The organism is Panacibacter ginsenosidivorans (assembly GCF_007971225.1).
Classification (GTDB): domain Bacteria; phylum Bacteroidota; class Bacteroidia; order Chitinophagales; family Chitinophagaceae; genus Panacibacter; species Panacibacter ginsenosidivorans.
This window is the reverse complement of sequence record NZ_CP042435.1, coordinates 2805964-2823869: the sequence shown is the minus strand read 5'-3', so window position 1 is coordinate 2823869 and position 17906 is coordinate 2805964. Positions and strand designations below refer to the sequence as shown.

10 protein-coding genes are annotated in these 17906 nt (G+C 39.3%); 5 read left to right on the top strand and 5 right to left on the bottom strand.

What is annotated here, in order from left to right:
- Positions 1 to 22: 22 nt before the first annotated feature.
- Together FRZ67_RS11930 and uppS are read right to left on the bottom strand one after the other, a co-directional pair.
- The gene (locus FRZ67_RS11930) at positions 23 to 2773 is read right to left on the bottom strand and encodes a BamA/OMP85 family outer membrane protein (protein WP_147189782.1); all 2751 of its coding nucleotides are present in this window, start codon (positions 2771 to 2773) and stop codon (positions 23 to 25) included.
- Positions 2774 to 2909: 136 nt separating this feature from the next.
- The gene (gene uppS, locus FRZ67_RS11925; protein WP_147189781.1) at positions 2910 to 3671 is read right to left on the bottom strand and encodes an undecaprenyl pyrophosphate synthase; all 762 of its coding nucleotides are present in this window, start codon (positions 3669 to 3671) and stop codon (positions 2910 to 2912) included.
- Between the two features lie 330 nt (positions 3672 to 4001).
- Here uppS and FRZ67_RS11920 point away from each other — a divergent pair, with 330 nt between their 5' ends.
- The gene (locus tag FRZ67_RS11920; protein WP_147189780.1) at positions 4002 to 5819 is read left to right on the top strand and encodes a DNA polymerase III subunit gamma/tau; all 1818 of its coding nucleotides are present in this window, start codon (positions 4002 to 4004) and stop codon (positions 5817 to 5819) included.
- Between the two features lie 272 nt (positions 5820 to 6091).
- On the top strand, positions 6092 to 7753 hold the full coding sequence (locus FRZ67_RS11915) for a pyruvate dehydrogenase complex dihydrolipoamide acetyltransferase (RefSeq protein WP_147189779.1): 1662 nt from the start codon (positions 6092 to 6094) through the stop codon (positions 7751 to 7753).
- Positions 7754 to 7981: 228 nt separating this feature from the next.
- On the opposite strand, the gene FRZ67_RS11910 is transcribed toward FRZ67_RS11915, so the two are convergent.
- Positions 7982 to 9037: a sensor histidine kinase gene (locus FRZ67_RS11910; RefSeq protein WP_147189778.1), complete on the bottom strand. Its 1056-nt coding sequence runs from the start codon at positions 9035 to 9037 to the stop codon at positions 7982 to 7984.
- A 63-nt stretch (positions 9038 to 9100) separates the two neighbouring features.
- Positions 9101 to 9781 (bottom strand): response regulator, encoded by a 681-nt coding sequence (locus FRZ67_RS11905; protein ID WP_147189777.1) that lies wholly within the window; start codon positions 9779 to 9781, stop codon positions 9101 to 9103.
- Positions 9782 to 9913: 132 nt separating this feature from the next.
- Here FRZ67_RS11905 and FRZ67_RS11900 point away from each other — a divergent pair, with 132 nt between their 5' ends.
- Positions 9914 to 12112, top strand: a complete 2199-nt coding sequence (locus FRZ67_RS11900; protein ID WP_147189776.1) for a hypothetical protein — start codon at positions 9914 to 9916, stop codon at positions 12110 to 12112.
- Between the two features lie 276 nt (positions 12113 to 12388).
- Here FRZ67_RS11900 and purN read toward each other — a convergent pair whose 3' ends face one another.
- Complete coding sequence (gene purN / locus FRZ67_RS11895; protein WP_225975322.1) at positions 12389 to 12976, bottom strand: phosphoribosylglycinamide formyltransferase; 588 nt, start codon at positions 12974 to 12976, stop codon at positions 12389 to 12391.
- A gap of 369 nt (positions 12977 to 13345) precedes the next feature.
- Here purN and FRZ67_RS11890 point away from each other — a divergent pair, with 369 nt between their 5' ends.
- Together FRZ67_RS11890 and FRZ67_RS11885 are read left to right on the top strand one after the other, a co-directional pair.
- Positions 13346 to 14584 carry a c-type cytochrome gene (locus tag FRZ67_RS11890; RefSeq protein WP_225975321.1) on the top strand — a complete coding sequence of 413 codons (1239 nt, stop codon included), beginning with the start codon at positions 13346 to 13348 and terminating at the stop codon, positions 14582 to 14584.
- An 88-nt stretch (positions 14585 to 14672) separates the two neighbouring features.
- The gene (locus FRZ67_RS11885) at positions 14673 to 17780 is read left to right on the top strand and encodes a TAT-variant-translocated molybdopterin oxidoreductase (protein WP_147189773.1); all 3108 of its coding nucleotides are present in this window, start codon (positions 14673 to 14675) and stop codon (positions 17778 to 17780) included.
- Positions 17781 to 17906: the final 126 nt, after the last annotated feature.

Sequence of the window (17906 nt, the reverse complement as noted above, 5' to 3'; positions counted from 1 at the left end):
TAAGTGATTATGCGATAATGCATCAATCAGGTTCAAAGCCAAGCATAAAGGTAAATCGTGATGCATCTTTGAGCGTTCCGCCAGACCTATACCTGTCTAAACCTACGCCATAATCAAAACCAAGTAACCCAAACATAGGCAGGAAGAAACGAACACCCACACCCACAGAACGGCGTAATTGGAAAGGATTGTAATCTTTGAAGGAATACCATCCGTTCGCAGCTTCAAAAAATGTTAAGCCATAAATAGTACTACTGGCACTGGTGCTGAAAGGATAACGCAGCTCCAGCGTATATTTATTGAACATCGTAAAATACTGGGAAGCGCCCTGCTGATCAGGATTTACACGAGGATCAGAGTTTTCGTAAACCGGGTAACCCCTATGTGAAATGATATCATAACCAAGTAATGCATAAGTATTACTTAAACCCGCATCTCCCACCTGGAATCGTTCAAAAGGCGATACTTCAAGGTCATTATTATATCGGCCTATATAACCAAATTTAGCTGCCATCTTTAATACAAACTGCCTGTTGTGCTCTTCACCTGCTGGTTTACCGATGGGTACATACCACTCACCAGTAAAACGCCATTTGTGATATTCAATCCATTTATAAGGGTTAGAAGAATTCACCAGGTTTTTGTTTAATAAAGAAAAAGGCGGTGTTAATGCGAGACTCAAACTAAAGTTAGAACCCGTACGTGGAAATATCTGCTGATCGAGTGAGTATCTTGTAAGATTCAGTCGGAGACTTAGGTTATTGGAGTAACCATTTCTGAATAAAGTGCCATCAGGAAGTGCAAGTGTTTGAGAAATAGCATAATTTCTAAGCTTGTACCTCGCATAGCTTATAGATGCTCCAAAAGAGAAATAATCATCGGGCCATTTCAATTGTTTCTGCAAGCCAATAGAAGCACCGGTTGTTTTAAAATAAGAAGTATCTGCTGCAGTTTTTGTGTATTGTCCGGTAGCATAATCATATGCATTGGCAAATTTAGTATCGTAAAAACTTACGGTAAATGCATTTCTTTTTTTGCCTCCCAACCATGGTTCTGTAAAGGAAATATTATAAGAGCGATAAGCACGGCCATTACTTTGGATACGAAGGCTTAATTTCTGTCCGTCCCCAACAGGCAATGGGTCCCATGCCTTTTTATTCCAGATATTTTTTACAGAAAAATTGTTGAATGATACACCCACAGTGCCGGTTAAACCAATACCACCGCCAAAACCAGCACTCAATTCAAGCTGATCACTTGATTTTTCTACCACATTCCAGGTTACATCCACAGTTCCATCTTCAGGATTGGGAACAATATTAGGGTTGATCTTTTCCTGGTCAAAGAAACTAAGATTGGCTATTTCACGTTGCGAACGGATTACATCACTGCGGCTAAATTTTTCACCCGGTAAGGTTCTCAATTCACGGCGTATTACATATTCTTTGGTTCTGTCATTACCGGCAATGCGCACATTTTTCCATCTTGCCTGCGGGCCTTCCTGGATCTTTATTTCAAAATCGATGGTATCGTTATATACAGCAGTCTCAATAGGGTTTACCTGGAAGAAAAGGTAACCATCATCCATGTAAAGGCCACTAATGTCACCACCTTCAGGAGATATGCTTTTACCAAGTTTCTTATTGAGTAATTCAGCATTGTATATATCGCCTTTTTTAATACCGAGCAAAACTGTAAGCAATGAATCAGAATATTTAGAGTTGCCTTTCCAGGTAATATCCCCGAAATAGTATTTATGACCTTCATCCAGCTTAATATCAATATTGATATTGCCTTTATTATTTGGATATACTTTGCTGTCAACTATGGCGGCATCACGGTTGCCAAGTGAGTTATAATAATCTATGATCTTTTCTTTGTCGTCCTCATATTTCTTTTCATCAAACTTAGCATTGGTAAAGATCTTAATGCGTATATACGGATCAAGTACACGTTTTGTCTTTGTAAAAGTGAGGTAACCTTTCTCGTTTAAATAATCACTAAAAGTGTAACGTGTAGGGTTAGCTAAACCACCGGAATCTCTGGGAGGATAAAGGGTTAAACGGCTCATTTCTTTAGTGCCCTTCATTTGCTTCTTCAACTTCAGTTCACTAACTGTTTTGTTATCTATAAAGTTGATCTGGTTGATTTTTACTTTACTTCCTTTATTAATGTATAAATACAGCACAACCGAGTTTTCGAGACCTGTATCTTTCTGCGCATCGATATTCACCTTTACATTGCGGAATCCTTTCTCAAAATAAAATTTATCTATGGCATCAATTGCAGTACGTTTCATATTTTCCGTAACTACTCTTCCTTTTATCAGCCCTGTTTTTGGGCCTAGATCATCCTGCTCTGATTTATTGATATTTTTTAGGAAATAGTTAGAAAGCCTTGGTCTTTCTGTAACATTTATTTCCAGGTAAATATTGGTTCCTTCCAGTTTAGTTATGTAAATGGCCACATCGCTAAAATAATTCTGTGCCCATAATTTGTTGATCGCTTTAGAAAAATTATCGCCACCGGGAATTGTTATTTCATCACCAACACTTATGCCCGCAACAGAAGTAAGTAATGCCTGGTCAAAGTATTTATTGCCGGTAACCTTAATCTCTGCTACCTTATACTTTTGTGGATTTTTTTGATTGAATATATTCAGCAGGTCTGCATCTAAAGAATTGATTGTTGTGTCTGTAACCTGTGCATGAACTGCAAGGCCCGATAAACCAAAAATAAAAAGCGGTAATAAAGACTTATAAAATCGCTGCATCCGGTTCATGTTTGAAAGGCTTCTGCAATTAGTTTTAAGATTACTGCAGTTGCTTAAATTTAAGTTGGGCAAATTAAAGGGAATAATCAGAATTGTGTCAAAACTGTTTGTTAAAACAAATAGTGCTTATTTTAATTTAATGCGTTACCGGTTCTGGTCTTAGCTGGTCGCTTGTTTTGCCAAATCTCCGTTCACGGTTTTGAAAATCAAGAATGGCTTCATAAAGGTTTTCCTTTCTGAAATCCGGCCATCGTACATTGGTAAAATACAATTCAGCATAAGCAAGCTGGTACAGTAAAAAATTACTGATGCGGTATTCGCCGCTTGTTCTTATCATCAACTCGGGATCGGGAAACTCACTGGTGGTAAGATAACTTTGCAGAGTATCCTGGTTAATGGTAGCAGGGTCAACTTTACCTGCCTGCACATCAAATGCTATTTGCTTGACAGCGTTCACCAATTCCCAACGGCTGCTATAGCTAAGCGCCATTATCAGGTGCATGGTGGCATTATCCTTTGTTTCTTCCAATACTTCTTCCAGCTCTTTTCTTGCATTTTCAGGAAGCATATTCATATCGCCGATCACATGCAGTTTTATTTTATTTTTTTTCAGATCGGCAGCTTCTTTCTTGATCGTTTCAACAAGTAATTCCATCAAACCGGTTACTTCATATGCAGGCCTGTCCCAGTTTTCCGTACTAAATGCATACAATGTAAGGTATTCAATACCTAGCTCACCTGCACCCTCCACAATATTGCGTACACTTTCCACACCATGAAAATGGCCGTACAACCTGTCCTGGCCTTTTTCTTTAGCCCACCGTCCATTGCCATCCATTATAATGGCCACGTGACGTGGAAGCCTGCTTTTATCAATTTTTTCCAGAAGATCCTGCATACATTGGTGCATTAAAGGATGGCAAAATTAATAAAATACACTGGTTAAGCACAGTAAGCGGGAATTTTAATTATTACTTACCGTTTAAGCCCTTGCTAATGGCAAGTATTTTTTGGATGCAGGTAGTAGGTTTTCATGGCTCCGCCTGTTGTGTCACTCACTTGTACTTCCTAAACTGTGTTGAGCAATGAACAAACCGCAAAAGTGTGCGACGCAACAAAAGTTTATAGTATTACAAAAGACCGGCTCAAAAAAATCCTTTAACCATGTGCACAACTTAACCGAAAACCGGAAATCCAAAACGCTTAACATTATTATCTTGCAACCTGTATGGATAAGTTTATTGTTTCAGCAAGAAAATACAGGCCGCAAACTTTTGATACAGTGGTTGGGCAGACACATATAACCACTACGCTAAAGAATGCTATAAAGAATAATCAATTGGCGCATGCATTTCTGTTTTGTGGTCCGCGTGGTGTGGGTAAAACAACCTGTGCACGTATTCTTGCCAAAACAATCAACTGCGAAAACCTGCAATCAGATGGAGAAGCATGCAATGAATGCCATTCCTGCAAAAGCTTTAATGATGGTATTTCTTTAAATATTCATGAGCTCGATGCCGCATCAAACAATTCTGTTGATGATATACGGGCATTGGTAGAACAAGTGCGTTTTGCACCACAGGCAGGTAAATACAAAGTGTATATAGTAGACGAGGTACACATGCTGAGTGCCAGTGCCTTTAACGCGTTTTTGAAAACGCTGGAAGAGCCTCCACCTTATGCTATTTTCATATTGGCAACAACAGAGAAGCACAAGATATTACCAACGATTTTATCACGCTGCCAGATCTTCGATTTTAAACGCATTACTACTAATGATACAGTTGAACATTTAAAAGAGATCGTAGAAAAAGAAGAGATAAAAGCAGAGAAAGGAGCATTACAGGTAATTGCGCAAAAGAGTGAAGGTTGCATGCGTGATGCACTAAGTATTCTAGATAAGATTGTAAGTTTTACAAATGGTGAAGTAACTTATCAAAATACACTAGAGCATTTAAATATTCTTGATCATGATTATTATTTTAAACTGCTTGATAATCTTCTGCAGCAGGATCTTGCAGGCGCTATGTTACTCTACGACGAAATAAATAAAAAAGGTTTCGAAGGTGATATGGTGCTGAATGGTTTTGCTGAATTCATCCGCAACCTGCTTGTGTGTAAAGATGCGAAAGCCGCAGCGTTATTAGATGTGGTAGAAGGCATGCAGGATAAATATATTTCTGTTGCTAAAACTTCTGGTCTTTCTTTTCTGATAAGCGCCTTAAATATTCTGAGCGAAGCCGAGATAAGCTACAAAATGGCCCGCAACAAAAGACTGCATGTTGAAATGGCGCTTATTAAATTAAACTTTCTGCAACAGGCCATAGAGCTCTCTATGGATAATGGTAGTGTTGTTAAAAAAAAACGGGTTGATTCACCCATAGCTTATAAAATAAAATCGATCAACTCTTTACAGGTAAAACCTGCAGAGGAAACAAAAGCCGCACCTAAATTATATATACAGGAAGCAGGGCCCGAAGCACAAAAGTTTTTACCAAAAACTGAAACGGCTGTTATAAAACAACCGGAACCACCACTTGCTTCGAAGCAAATAAAAGCTGTCGCAACAAACGCAAAGCCTTCAGGAGGTGGTAAAGTAAGTTTGCTGGAATCTTTAAAATCTAAATACGGAGATCAATACCTGATCGAAGAAATAAAAGAGGCAGAAGCGCTAAACGTTGAGAAGCTTAACGATTACTGGAACCAGTACGCAAAAAAAATGGATGAGCAGCAAAAGCACTCGTCTGCCAACACTTTCAAACTTGCCAAACTAAAAATAGAAGCCGACAACTTTTTTACCGTAACGGTGAATGCGCTTACGCAGCAACGGTTTATTGAGCAGGAGAAAATGTTGCTGGCCGATTTTATTCAACAGGCATTCAATAACCGCAGCATAACTTTCAAGGTTTTGGTTGAAGAGGGCGAACAGGATGCAGTGCCGGCGCATCTTTCGCTAAACAGCCGCCAGCGTTTCGAAAAATTAGCAGAGCAATATCCATTGCTTAAAGAGTTAAAAGATAAATTGCGGCTGGAGCTTGATTATTAATCTTTTGAACCCGGCATTTCATCCTTGGGCATCTGTTGTTGCGTCGCACTCTTGTACAGCATACCATTGCATATCGAATAACCGTTGCATGCATCTTTACAAAAAACCGAACACTAACTTGTATCTATTGCATTTTACTGTAATTTCACGGCTCGAAAAAAATTGCTGCAAAGCGTTCCTTAAGTATAAGTGAGTGACACAACCGAAGTACAATAGTAGCATTGCAGCCGGTTACAAAAAGCAAAAAAAGAATATTTAAATCATATATACCAATGGCAGAAGTGATTTTAATGCCCCGTTTGAGCGACACCATGACTGAAGGTGTAATTGCTGCATGGCACAAAAAACCAGGCGATGCAGTTAAGAAAGGTGATCTTTTAGCTGAAATAGAAACGGATAAAGCTACCATGGAACTGGAAAGCTACCAGGAAGGCACGCTGCTGCACGTAGGCGCTGATAAAGGTGGCAAACTACAGGTAAATGACCTGCTGGCAATCATTGGTAAAGCCGGTGAGGATGTAAGTGCTTTAGTTGCACAACATGCAGGTGGCGGAAATGGGGCTGCTGCGCCAAAAGTTGAAGAAGCTCCAAAAAAAGAAGAACCAAAAAAGGAAGAAGCTGCTCCCAAAAAAGAAACTGCTGCTGTTGATGTTTCATCAATGGAAGAAGTAGTATTAATGCCGCGTTTGAGCGATACAATGACCGAAGGCGTAATAGCCGGTTGGCATAAAAATGTTGGAGATGTTGTAAAAAAAGGCGAAGTGCTGGCTGATATTGAAACAGATAAAGCCACCATGGAACTGGAAAGTTATAAAGAAGGTATCTTATTATACCAGGGTGCAAAAGCCGGAGAAAAGATACAGGTGAATGATTTACTTTGCATTATTGGCAAAGAAGGTTTTGATGTGAATGGTGTTGTGAATGCTTTGAAGAACGGTGGCGGTACTGCTGCACCTGCTGCTAAAACCGAAGCTGCGCCAAAAATTGAAACAGCTTCACCTGCTGCGGCAGCTTCATCAGCACCCGCTGCAGAACAACAAGTGGTAAATGAAGGAAGAATATTTGCTTCGCCACTTGCCAAAAAGATTGCATCAGAAAAAGGCATAGACCTTAAATATGTGAAAGGCAGTGGCGATAATGGAAGGATCACTAAAAGTGATGTAGACAGCTTTACACCATCTGCTGCACCTGCAGCCGCCGCTCCGGCAGCAAAAGCTGCTGCGCCAGCCGCACCATCTGTACCGGCGGGCCAGGAAAATTTTGTGGAGACACCGGTTTCTCAAATGCGCAAGACCATTGCCCGTCGTTTAAGCGAAAGCTTATTTACTGCGCCGCACTTCTATCTTACCATGAGTATTGATATGGATGCATGTGTGGCTGCCCGTGGTAAGCTTAATGAAATGAGCAAAGTGAAGATCAGTTTTAATGATCTTGTGCTGAAGGCTGTAGCTGTTGCGTTAAAGCAGCATCCAAAAGTAAACAGCAGCTGGTTAGGGGATAAAATAAGAACCAATTATCATGTAAATATTGGTGTTGCAGTTGCTGTTGATGAAGGCTTGCTGGTTCCTGTAATAAGATTTGCAGACACAAAATCTTTGAGCCAGATTGCCGCCGAAGTAAAAGACTACGCACAAAAAGCAAAAGATAAAAAGCTGCAGCCTGCAGATTGGGAAGGCAGCACATTTACTATCTCTAATCTCGGTATGTTTGGTATTGACCAGTTCACTGCCATCATCAATCCGCCGGATGCATGTATTCTTGCGGTAGGTGGAATATCACAGGAACCTGTGGTTAAGAATGGTGCAATCGTTCCGGGTAATGTGATGAAAGTGACCCTGAGCTGCGACCACCGCGTGGTAGATGGCGCAACAGGATCGGCATTCCTGCAAACGCTGAAAAGCTTGCTGGAAGAGCCTTTGAGAATGATGATCTAAAAGTGAAATTGAGTTGAATATAAAAGGTGAGTTAACTGCTCACTTTTTTATTTTTATGAACTAAGCTTGCTGTTCTTTGAGCAGCAGTTGTTGCGTCGCACTCTTGTACTGTAGCAAATATGGCAACATTAGTATCCGTTAAATAAAAGCTGAATATTAGTACAGGTGATGAACGTAATGCGACGCAACAAAGATGCTACAAGGTATAAAAGCTGGTATCATAAAAAATTACATTTTCCTTGCTTCGAGTGTAAAGCCAATGGTAGTTCCTACATCTGGTTTGCTGCGTACATGGATGGTTTGCCCATGCGCTTCGATGATATGTTTGCAAATGGAAAGTCCCAGGCCCGTACCGCCTACATTTCTGCTGCGGCCTGTATCTGTACGATAGAAACGTTCAAAGATGCGGGGCAAATGTTCTTCGGAAATGCCAATGCCATCGTCACTTATTTCAATAAGCACATGACGATCGTCTGTGTTGTATACACTGGCAACGATGTTGCCACCATGGCTTCCGTATTTAACGGCATTCTCAACAAGATTGGTTAACACCCGGCCTATCTTTTCTTTATCGGCAAAAACAAATACCGGTTGTTCACATCCTTTTTTTATGCCGGCTTTTATATTACGCTCCACCATTTTTAGAGAAAGGGTTTCGAATACATATTTTATCAGATCCTGGATGATAAAATTTTCTTTATACAATGGTTGCTCACCGCTTTCAAGCTTTGTTATCTCATCAAGATCACTTACAAGATTTACCATTCTTTCAACATTCTTATATGTGTTCTCCAAAAATTTCCTGTTCACGGCAGGATTTTCAAGGGCTCCGTTTAATAGTGTATCTACATAGCCCTGTATACTAAAGATGGGTGTTTTAAATTCATGCGAAAGATTTTGCAGAAATTCTTTACGGAAACTCTCATTGCTGCGCAAGGTTTCTATCTCTGTTTTCTTTTGTTGTGCCCATTCTTCTACATCTTCTCTTACCTCGTCTATGCTTTTGTTGGGTAGAATGTATTTATAATACATTTCCTCTTTTTTACTGGCTTTTGTCTGGTAAATAAATTTGTAAATAAGTTTGATTTTGCGGTATATAAAAGACTCGAGTACAAAACGTATCAGCAGATAATTACCTAAAAGTGTTACAGCCAAAGCAACAATTCCGGCATAAACATTTTTGCTGACAATATAAAAAGCGATGCTTACAGGTATCGAGAGCACCATCGCTGTAAAAAGCGATAAGTTAACCGGTGAAAGATTTTTTGTTTTAAACGTTGCCATACAGGTACCGCAATTTAGTTGAATTCAGTTAACCCATAAATGGACGTTGAAAAGTATTGAACACTAAAGGTTGAATTTATATCCCACGCCTTTTACCGTAGTGATACAATCAAGGTTGAGCTTCTGCCTTATTTTGCGTATATGTACATCGATGGTTCTATCGCCAACAATTACTTCCTGCCCCCATACCTGACTCAATATTTCATTGCGAAGGAATACACGTCCTGGTTTGGATGCCAATAAATAAAGTAACTCAAATTCCTTTTTGGCAAGAATAATGTCTTTGCCTTTTAGTGTAACTATAAACTTTACAGGATCAATGATTAGATTGCCAATCGTTATTGCTTTTTCTTCTGTGTCTTTGTGTATTCTTCGAAAGAGTGCATTTACGCGACTTACCAAAATTTTAGGGCTTATTGGTTTACTTACGTAGTCGTCACCACCTGATTCCAGTCCTTTTATATGGGATGTTTCATCGCTTAGTGCAGTGAGGAAAATAATAAGCGTTTCTCTGAACTGCTCATCGCTTCTTAATATCTGGCAAACTTCGATACCTGTTTTATAGGGCATCATTATGTCAAGGATAATAAGATCAGGATGTATTTTCCTGGCCATATCAAGCGCTTCATTACCATCTTTTGCGGTATAGATCTCGTATCCTTCACCTGAAAGGTTATAACTGATTATTTCCAGTATATCCTTTTCATCATCTGCTATCAAAACTTTCTTTGCCTTGGTTTCCATTAACAATTCCTTTACACAAAAATAATTTTACAAAATCATTCTGGCACGGATAAAGCATTATCTTATTGTTAAGCGAAAACTATAGCTAAATTTGCAGGGATAAGTACATATTGAGAAGCACTACAATTACTAATGAAAAGAAATTTTATACTAATAGCATTACTCGTTCTGTTTTATTCAGTAAAAGCACAACCCTCTGCAGATACTAATATTCCGCTTTCCCGTTTATATTTTCACGAAGCTTTAGACGCTGCCCAGCACAAGTTACTGGCAATGGACGGAAAAGCAGATAGTCTTTTTACTGTAACCCCTAATAATGGCCTAAACAATGAACTGACCATTACAATTACTGACGGAGTAGATAAATTAAGTGCCGGCATAGAATCAGATTCATTACTTGATAATAATGGGAAAATAAAATTTCTTCGTGGACTTACAGAACTGCTTAACGGTTATATGTTTGGTTGCCGAATGGACTCTGTTAAATATGCTACGCTTCCGGATATTCTAGATGCATACAAAGAATGTATGCCACTTGAAAGAGAGGGCGAGTCTATTGAAAATAATATTTATAAATATCCTTATGAAACCGGAAATCTTTTATTGCATACAATAGCATTTAGTCAGAATACTGGTTTTGAACGCTCATATAACATGGTGCTGCTAAAGTATTGCGATAAGTACAGGAATAAGGCCTTGCCATTGTTAAGCCAAAACCCGTTGCTTCCATTTACAGATAGTCTTGTGGCGCAAATAGCCAAACGCGATCCTGAAAGTTTGTATACTTACGCAGCTGCTTCAAACCTGCTGGCATCAAAGATTCGCAACAATCCTGATTCATTAGTACGCATCATCAGTCGTATGGCGCAGTTAAAATCAGGCAGGCAACTCTTTCCTTTCCTGGATAATCTTTACAGAGGTAAACTTAGTTTCGAGAATGTGTCTGCTGTAATGGATGATGACGTAAAGTACTATAAACTGCTGGTGCAAACAGCCATTGATTATGCTGATATGGTACGCAGAAGAGACACGCCAATGGCAGCACAGAGCCTGCGTATTAAAATACAAAAAAAAGCTGCAGATCCTTTTATTAATACCATTAACGGGCTCCATGATGTAAACGATGAACGTGTAAGATTTAAGATACTTGAACCTTTTACCCCCGAAGAATTATATTACATGGCCGTTGAAGGTGAAGAAATCATCTATACATCAAGCTATGTAAAAGGCGTGTATCCCAGGATCTGGCAGCGCATGAAAAGTCCTAAGTCTGATTCATTGCTGATGAGTGTGCGCTTTGATCATTTTAAAAAATGGATAAAAATTGCTTCTAACTATAATACGCTCGATGATTTTTTAAAGCGTATGGACAACAACAATGCGCAACTGCTCATGAAAGCTTTTGTAAATAATCTTCATAATACGGAAAGTCTTGAAGATGCTGTTGACGTTGCTAATTCCTACGCAAGCATAAATGATCCTGCTGTTCGTAACCTTATACTTAATCAGGTGCAATGGAACATTCAGCAGGCCGTGCAAACAAATAACGAAAAACGAAAAGATATTTACAGCATCCTTAATACATTGTTTCTTTCTATGGATTCTTCCAACAATATCAATGTATCAGAAGTACTGGGTATACCACCTGTTTACTTTATGCCAAATAAAAGTTTGCAGGATGCCTCAGGTAAAATTATTGTGCAGCAATTCTTTTATGGCGATAAAGACGGGAAATCCGTATTCAGCAGTTTCCTGAACAGTTTTAGTAAAGCCAATTGGAAAATTACCAATAGCGAAGAGTGGGTTACAGTATCTTCTACCAAAGGGGTGCCTGTTATTATATATGCAAACAAACCTCTTGATGAAAGCAAAAGCCTTGATGCAAAAGCACAGTCAGATCTTAACGATTATCTTTTTAATAAAGACATAAGCCCTACAATTGTTATACACCGTGGGCATAGTTATTGGTTGCCTTCCACCATCGATCAGCTTGCATCATCCGCCAAAGTAGTGTTGCTTGGTAGTTGTGGTGCTTACCAGAATCTGGATAAAATCTTAAAGATTTGCCCGGCAGCACAGATCGTAGCTTCCAAACAAACCGGTAGTGGTTTGGTAAACGGCCCCATGATCAGCTTAATTCTCGAATCGGTTCGCCAGGGTAAAGATCTTAACTGGCCGCAGCTTTGGGCAAGTCTCTCCAAAACACTCGCAAAGAATGAACTCTTCGACGATTATGTGCCGCCCCATAAAAACCTCGGCGCATTATTTATCATGGCATACAAAAAATTGCAGGAAAAAAATGCAATTGAAGCAGGTCAGGTAAAAAAATAGATATTGCCTTTAATAGTGGTATTATTTTTTGGACCCTGTCTGTAGATCAATAATGAAGCTTCCGTTGCGTCGCACAGTTGTACACTTTGATTATCTACTCAGCTCTTGTGTGTGTATCCAAACTTTGTTTGAGTAAATAAAAAATTCATTCCCGGCAAACAAAAATTCATTTCATTTCTTCCGGCAACTGTTCCTTATTATTCCAACAGTACAAGTGAGTGACACAACAGACGATGACAAAAGCACAACTGTTGGTTACATGATTATATAAACAGGTTAAGAAAATTTTTTCATGATCACTTCTTCTATTACCAGCGGAAAATGTGCATGCTCCAGTTCATGAATACGATGGGCAAGTGTGGCAGGTGTATCATTAGGATAAACCGGGCAGGTAACCTGCAGAATATGATCGCCATGATCGTACAACTCATCTACAAAATGAATGGTTATGCCACTCTCTTTTTCTTTGGCTGTAATTACGGCTTCGTGCACAAATGCGCCATACATGCCTTTACCGCCATATTTCGGCAAAAGCGCCGGGTGTATATTAATTATATTACCAGTAAATGCTTTTATAAGCATGTCGGGGATCTTCCAGAGAAAACCTGCCAGCACGATAAACTGTATGCCATGTCCCTTTAATTCCTGTATATAAGCATCGCCGCGAAAGAATCTTTCGCGTTCGATAAGTAAGATTGGTAATTTATTTTCGGCAGCAATATGTAATACACCTGCTTGCGGCTTATTACTAACAATAAGTGATACTTCTACCAGTTCATGTTTTCTAAAATACTCTATGATCTTTTTAGCGTTGCTTCCAGCTCCCGATGCAAATATGGCGATCCTTACTTTTTTATTTGTCACGTTGTTTGTTTTACTGTCTGTGATCTGAGCTATGCAAAGAGGTTTGTTTTGCTATAAGTCTCCACAAAAATGAAAATATTTTTTTGCTAACAGTAGTTTTACAAAATAAGTATTTAAAAGCGGTAATAATTATTTGAAAGTGTATTTGCTTCAGCATAAGATAAAATCTGTCTTACAAAACAAACAAATGAAGTTCGGGATATAGGTGTTAATAAGCGAAAAACAAAATTTTTAAGTATGAAAATGCATGTCAAAAAAAAATTTCAAGGGATAGTGATTTGTCAAATTCCTGTCATACTTTTGCTGCCATTCAGGTACATTTTTCCACATCTTTACAACAGAATTGTGAATATGACCCACATTAGAAGCATGATCACGAAACTAACTTTGATTGCGGCTTTCGGTTTTACAGTGCTTTTCAGTAATAGTTCATTTTCGCAGGATGGCAAAGCGCTTTTTTCGCAGAACTGCGCCTCGTGCCATGCGGTAAATAAACAATTAACCGGTCCTGCATTGGCAGGTGTGGAAGATCGCTGGCCAGATAAAGCCATGCTTTATTCCTGGATCAAAAATAACCAGCAGGTTATTAAAAGCGGCTATCCTTATGCAGTGAACCTGTATAACAGTTTCAACAAAACAGCAATGAACCTGTTTCCTGCACTTACTGATAAAGATATTGATGCTATTCTTGGTTACATAAAGACAGAAGCTGCTAACGCTAATGCACCCAAGACACCGGCACCAGGAGGTGCAGCTCAAGGTGCCGCTGCAGAAAGCGGAGATAATACATTACTCTTTGGTATACTTACTTTAATTCTTGCAATAGTTGCCTTTGTTTTATTACAGGTAAATGCTAATCTCAAAAAACTTGCTGCAGACAAGGAAGGTGTTCCGGCTCTTGAGCCAGTACCGGTTTGGAGGAATAAGGTATATATAATGTTCGGTACACTTGTATTGTTCCTTATTGGAGGATATTATACTACTATGGGACTTATCGGTCTTGGGCGTCAGCAGAACTATGAACCCGCACAGCCCATTTTCTACTCTCATAAGGTACATGCCGGCATTAACCAAATAAACTGTTTGTACTGTCATGGTGGCGCACAGGATAGCAAGCACGCAAATATACCTTCAGTAAATGTTTGTATGAATTGTCATATGGCCATTAATGAATATGCCGGAGAGCAGCTCTATACTGCAGAAGGTAAGGAGGTAAATGGTACAGAAGAAATTAAGAAATTATATTCTTATGCCGGTTACGAGCCCGGTAAACCATGGGATGCTTCAAAAGCAAAACCAATTGCATGGACAAAGATCCATAACTTACCTGATCATGTTTACTTTAATCACTCGCAGCACGTAATGGTAGGCAAAGTTCAATGCCAGACCTGTCATGGAGAAATCACCAAAATGGATGAAGTAAAACAATTTGCAGAATTAAGTATGGGCTGGTGTATCAATTGTCACCGCACTACAAAAGTTCAATTTGCTGATAATGGTTTCTACAGTATATATGAAAAATATCATGAAGATTTGAAGAATGGTGTGAGAGATAGCATTACTGTAGAGAATATTGGTGGTACTGAATGTCAGAAATGTCATTATTAAAGACTGCATTTTTTTAAAAGAATACGCAGTTAATCAATAATAGAATTTTATTCAATCATACAAAAGTCCCTTCAGGGATTTAGGGCATATGAGCAACAATAAGTATTGGCAAAGTTTCGGAGAGTTAAATAATTCAGAAGCATACCAGAAAACTGCTAAAGACGAGTTTAAGGAAGAACTTCCTTTTGAAGCAGAAGACGGTAAATCTTTTTTACATGCTGCTGCTCCAAGGAGAGATTTTCTTAAATATCTGGGATTCAGTACTGCTGCTGCTGCATTGGCGGCAAGTTGTGAGATCCCTGTGAAAAAAGCTATTCCTTTTGCCAATAAACCTGAAGATATTATTCCGGGTGTTGCCAATTATTATGCTACTACTTATATACAAGATGGTGATGCGGTAAGCATACTGGCAAAAGTTAGGGATGGCCGTCCAATTAAAATAGAGGGTAACGATCTTTCACCTGTTACAAAGGGAGGAACTTCTGCAAGAGTACAAGCATCGGTTCTTGATTTGTATGATACAGCACGTTTAAGGTTCCCTACAATAGATGGAAAAGAAGTAACACTTGAAGCAATTGATAAGGCATTGGCTTCTGCAATGGGTAGTTTGGGTGGAGCGCCTGTTGTTTTACTAACAAGTACTATTAACTCTCCTTCTACATTAGCCGTAATCAGTGAATTTTTAGCAAAATATCCGGGGAGCCGTCATGTAACATACGACGCGATTTCATATAGTGGTATGTTGCTGGCTAATGAAGCTACGTATGGTAAGAAAGCTATTCCTTCATATCGTTTCGATTACGCAAAAGTTATCGTAAGCATTGGTGCTGATTTTCTTGGTACATGGTTAAGTCCTATTGAATTTTCAAAGCAATATGCAAAGGGCAAAAAGATCAATGAAAAAAGCCCTGGCATGAGCAAGCATATTCATTTTGAAACCATAGCCAGCTTAACAGGTTCCAATGCCGATGAAAGATATTTACATCGTCCATCTGAAACAGGAGCTGTTGCCGCTGCTTTATTAAGCGCAGTAAACGGACAAGGTGTTTCTGGCATAGCAGACGCTAAATTGAAAGCAGGTATTGATGCTGCGGCAAAATCTTTAGTATCTGCAAAAGGATCTGCTGTAGTTGTTTGCGGCAGTAATGATGTAAACACGCAGGTTATTGTAAATGCAATTAATGAAGCAATAGGTGCGGGGGGCTCTACGATTGACTGGTCTTCAACTTTGAATTATAAAGCAGGTATTGATGCTGATTTTGCGAAGCTGGTAGAAGATATGAACGCAGGATCAGTAGGCGCATTATTGGTACATGGAGCTAATCCTGTTTATTCATGGTTTGATGCGGAAAAAGTAAAAAGTGGGTTGAAGAAAACGAAAGTTACTGTTTCATTTAATCCAAGACAGGATGAGACTACACTTAATTGTAAATATGTAATTCCTGATCATCACTTCCTCGAAAGTTGGGGTGATGCTGAACCTAAAACCGGGTATTATTCACTGATGCAGCCCACAATATATCCATTATTCAAAACCCGCCAATGGCAGGATAATCTTTTAAAATGGACAGGAGCTGCTACTGATTATTTAGCCTATGTAAAAAACTTTTGGCTTACAAAGTTGGGTAGTGAAGTGGCATGGGATAAAGCGTTGCAAGATGGCGTGATCAATGCGGCTGAGGTTGCTGCTTCTGGTGGAACATTTAATAGTGCTGCTGTTGCAGGTGCTATTGCTGCTGTAGGTAGCGCGAAGAAAGGCGGAGCAACTGAATTAGTTCTATACCAGAAAGTTTCTGTAGGCGTTACAGGGGCAACAAATCCGTGGTTGCAGGAAATGCCTGATCCTATTACAAGAGCTACATGGGATAATTATCTGATCGTTTCTCCTGCAAAAGCTAAGTCTCTTTTGAATATTGACCTTGCTAATGGTGGTCAATCAGATGCATATGAAGTGCATCCTGAAAAGCAAGTTGTAAGTGTTACGGTAAATGGCAAGACAATAAATCTGCCAGTACTTATTATTCCGGGAACACATCCAGATACGGTAGGTATTGCAGTAGGTTATGGGAGAAATGCTGAAGTTGGTAAAACTGCAAATGGGGTAGGACAAAATGTATTTCCATTTGCAGGGTTAAGTAATGGTACTGTAAGTTTTGCGGTGGCAAATGTTGATCTTAAAGTAACAGGTGATACATTTAAGGTTGCGCTTACGCAAACACACAGCTCTTACGATACAAGCCAGGGTAAACGTACGGAGGTGATGAAAGAACTTACGCTTGCTGAATTTATAAAAGATCCAAATGAAATAATTGAAGACAGGGAAGAAGAATTAAAACCATTTGGTGGTATTGAGAATTTTGAAAAACAGGGAACGATATATCCTTACTACGATAAGCCCGGTATTAAATGGGGAATGAGTGTTGATTTAAACTCCTGTACTGGTTGCGGGGCTTGCGTTGTGGCCTGTAGTGCTGAGAATAATATTCCTGTAGTAGGTAAGAGCGAAGTGGCCCGTTTCCACGATATGCAATGGATGCGTATTGACCGCTACTACAGCGGTGATCTTGAAAATCCTAACGTAGTGTTCCAGCCGCTGATGTGTCAACACTGCGATAATGCTCCATGTGAGAATGTTTGCCCGGTTGCTGCCACCAACCACAGTAGTGAGGGGTTAAATCAAATGACTTATAACCGTTGTATTGGTACCAGATATTGTGCCAACAACTGTCCATATAAAGTGCGTCGCTTTAACTGGGCTGATTATACCGGAGCAGATAGTTTCCCTAATAACCAGGATCAACAGATCGTTGGTCATTTGGATGATGTTGTTCATGTAATGAATGATGATCTTTCAAGAATGGTATTGAATCCGGATGTTACGGTACGTAGCCGTGGTGTAATCGAGAAATGTTCTTTCTGTGTACAGCGTTTACAAGAAGGTAAACTGAAAGCAAAGAAACTCAGTCGTCCTCTTGAAGATACTGATATAAAGACAGCTTGCCAGCAGAGTTGCCCAACGGATGCTATTGTATTTGGAAATGTAAATAACTCAAAGAGTGCAATTGCAGTGAGTCGTATGGAAAATAAACAACGCAATTTTTATGTAATTGAGCAAGTGCACACTTTACCCAATGTAAATTACCTGGCTAAAGTGCGTAATAAAAAAGAAGAAGAGGAAGCGCATCAGCAAGGATAATTTGAATAGGGTTACCATTATTGCTGAGAAATGAACAAAGCGTACAAGTGAGTGACACAACAGAAGCTGAGAAAAGATTTTTAGTTGATGTAATAAAAATTCTCTTTCATTAAACCGTAAGAGAAG

Excerpts from the sequence above, each read along its gene's own strand:
- uppS (WP_147189781.1), bottom strand. The coding sequence starts at position 3,671 with ATGCAGGATCTTCTGGAAAAAATTGATAAAAGCAGGCTTCCACGTCAC.
- FRZ67_RS11885 (WP_147189773.1), top strand. The coding sequence starts at position 14,673 with ATGAGCAACAATAAGTATTGGCAAAGTTTCGGAGAGTTAAATAATTCA.
- FRZ67_RS11930 (WP_147189782.1), bottom strand. The coding sequence starts at position 2,773 with ATGCAGCGATTTTATAAGTCTTTATTACCGCTTTTTATTTTTGGTTTA.
- FRZ67_RS11910 (WP_147189778.1), bottom strand. The coding sequence starts at position 9,037 with ATGGCAACGTTTAAAACAAAAAATCTTTCACCGGTTAACTTATCGCTT.
- FRZ67_RS11905 (WP_147189777.1), bottom strand. The coding sequence starts at position 9,781 with ATGGAAACCAAGGCAAAGAAAGTTTTGATAGCAGATGATGAAAAGGAT.
- FRZ67_RS11920 (WP_147189780.1), top strand. The coding sequence starts at position 4,002 with ATGGATAAGTTTATTGTTTCAGCAAGAAAATACAGGCCGCAAACTTTT.
- FRZ67_RS11890 (WP_225975321.1), top strand. The coding sequence starts at position 13,346 with ATGATCACGAAACTAACTTTGATTGCGGCTTTCGGTTTTACAGTGCTT.
- FRZ67_RS11900 (WP_147189776.1), top strand. The coding sequence starts at position 9,914 with ATGAAAAGAAATTTTATACTAATAGCATTACTCGTTCTGTTTTATTCA.
- FRZ67_RS11915 (WP_147189779.1), top strand. The coding sequence starts at position 6,092 with ATGGCAGAAGTGATTTTAATGCCCCGTTTGAGCGACACCATGACTGAA.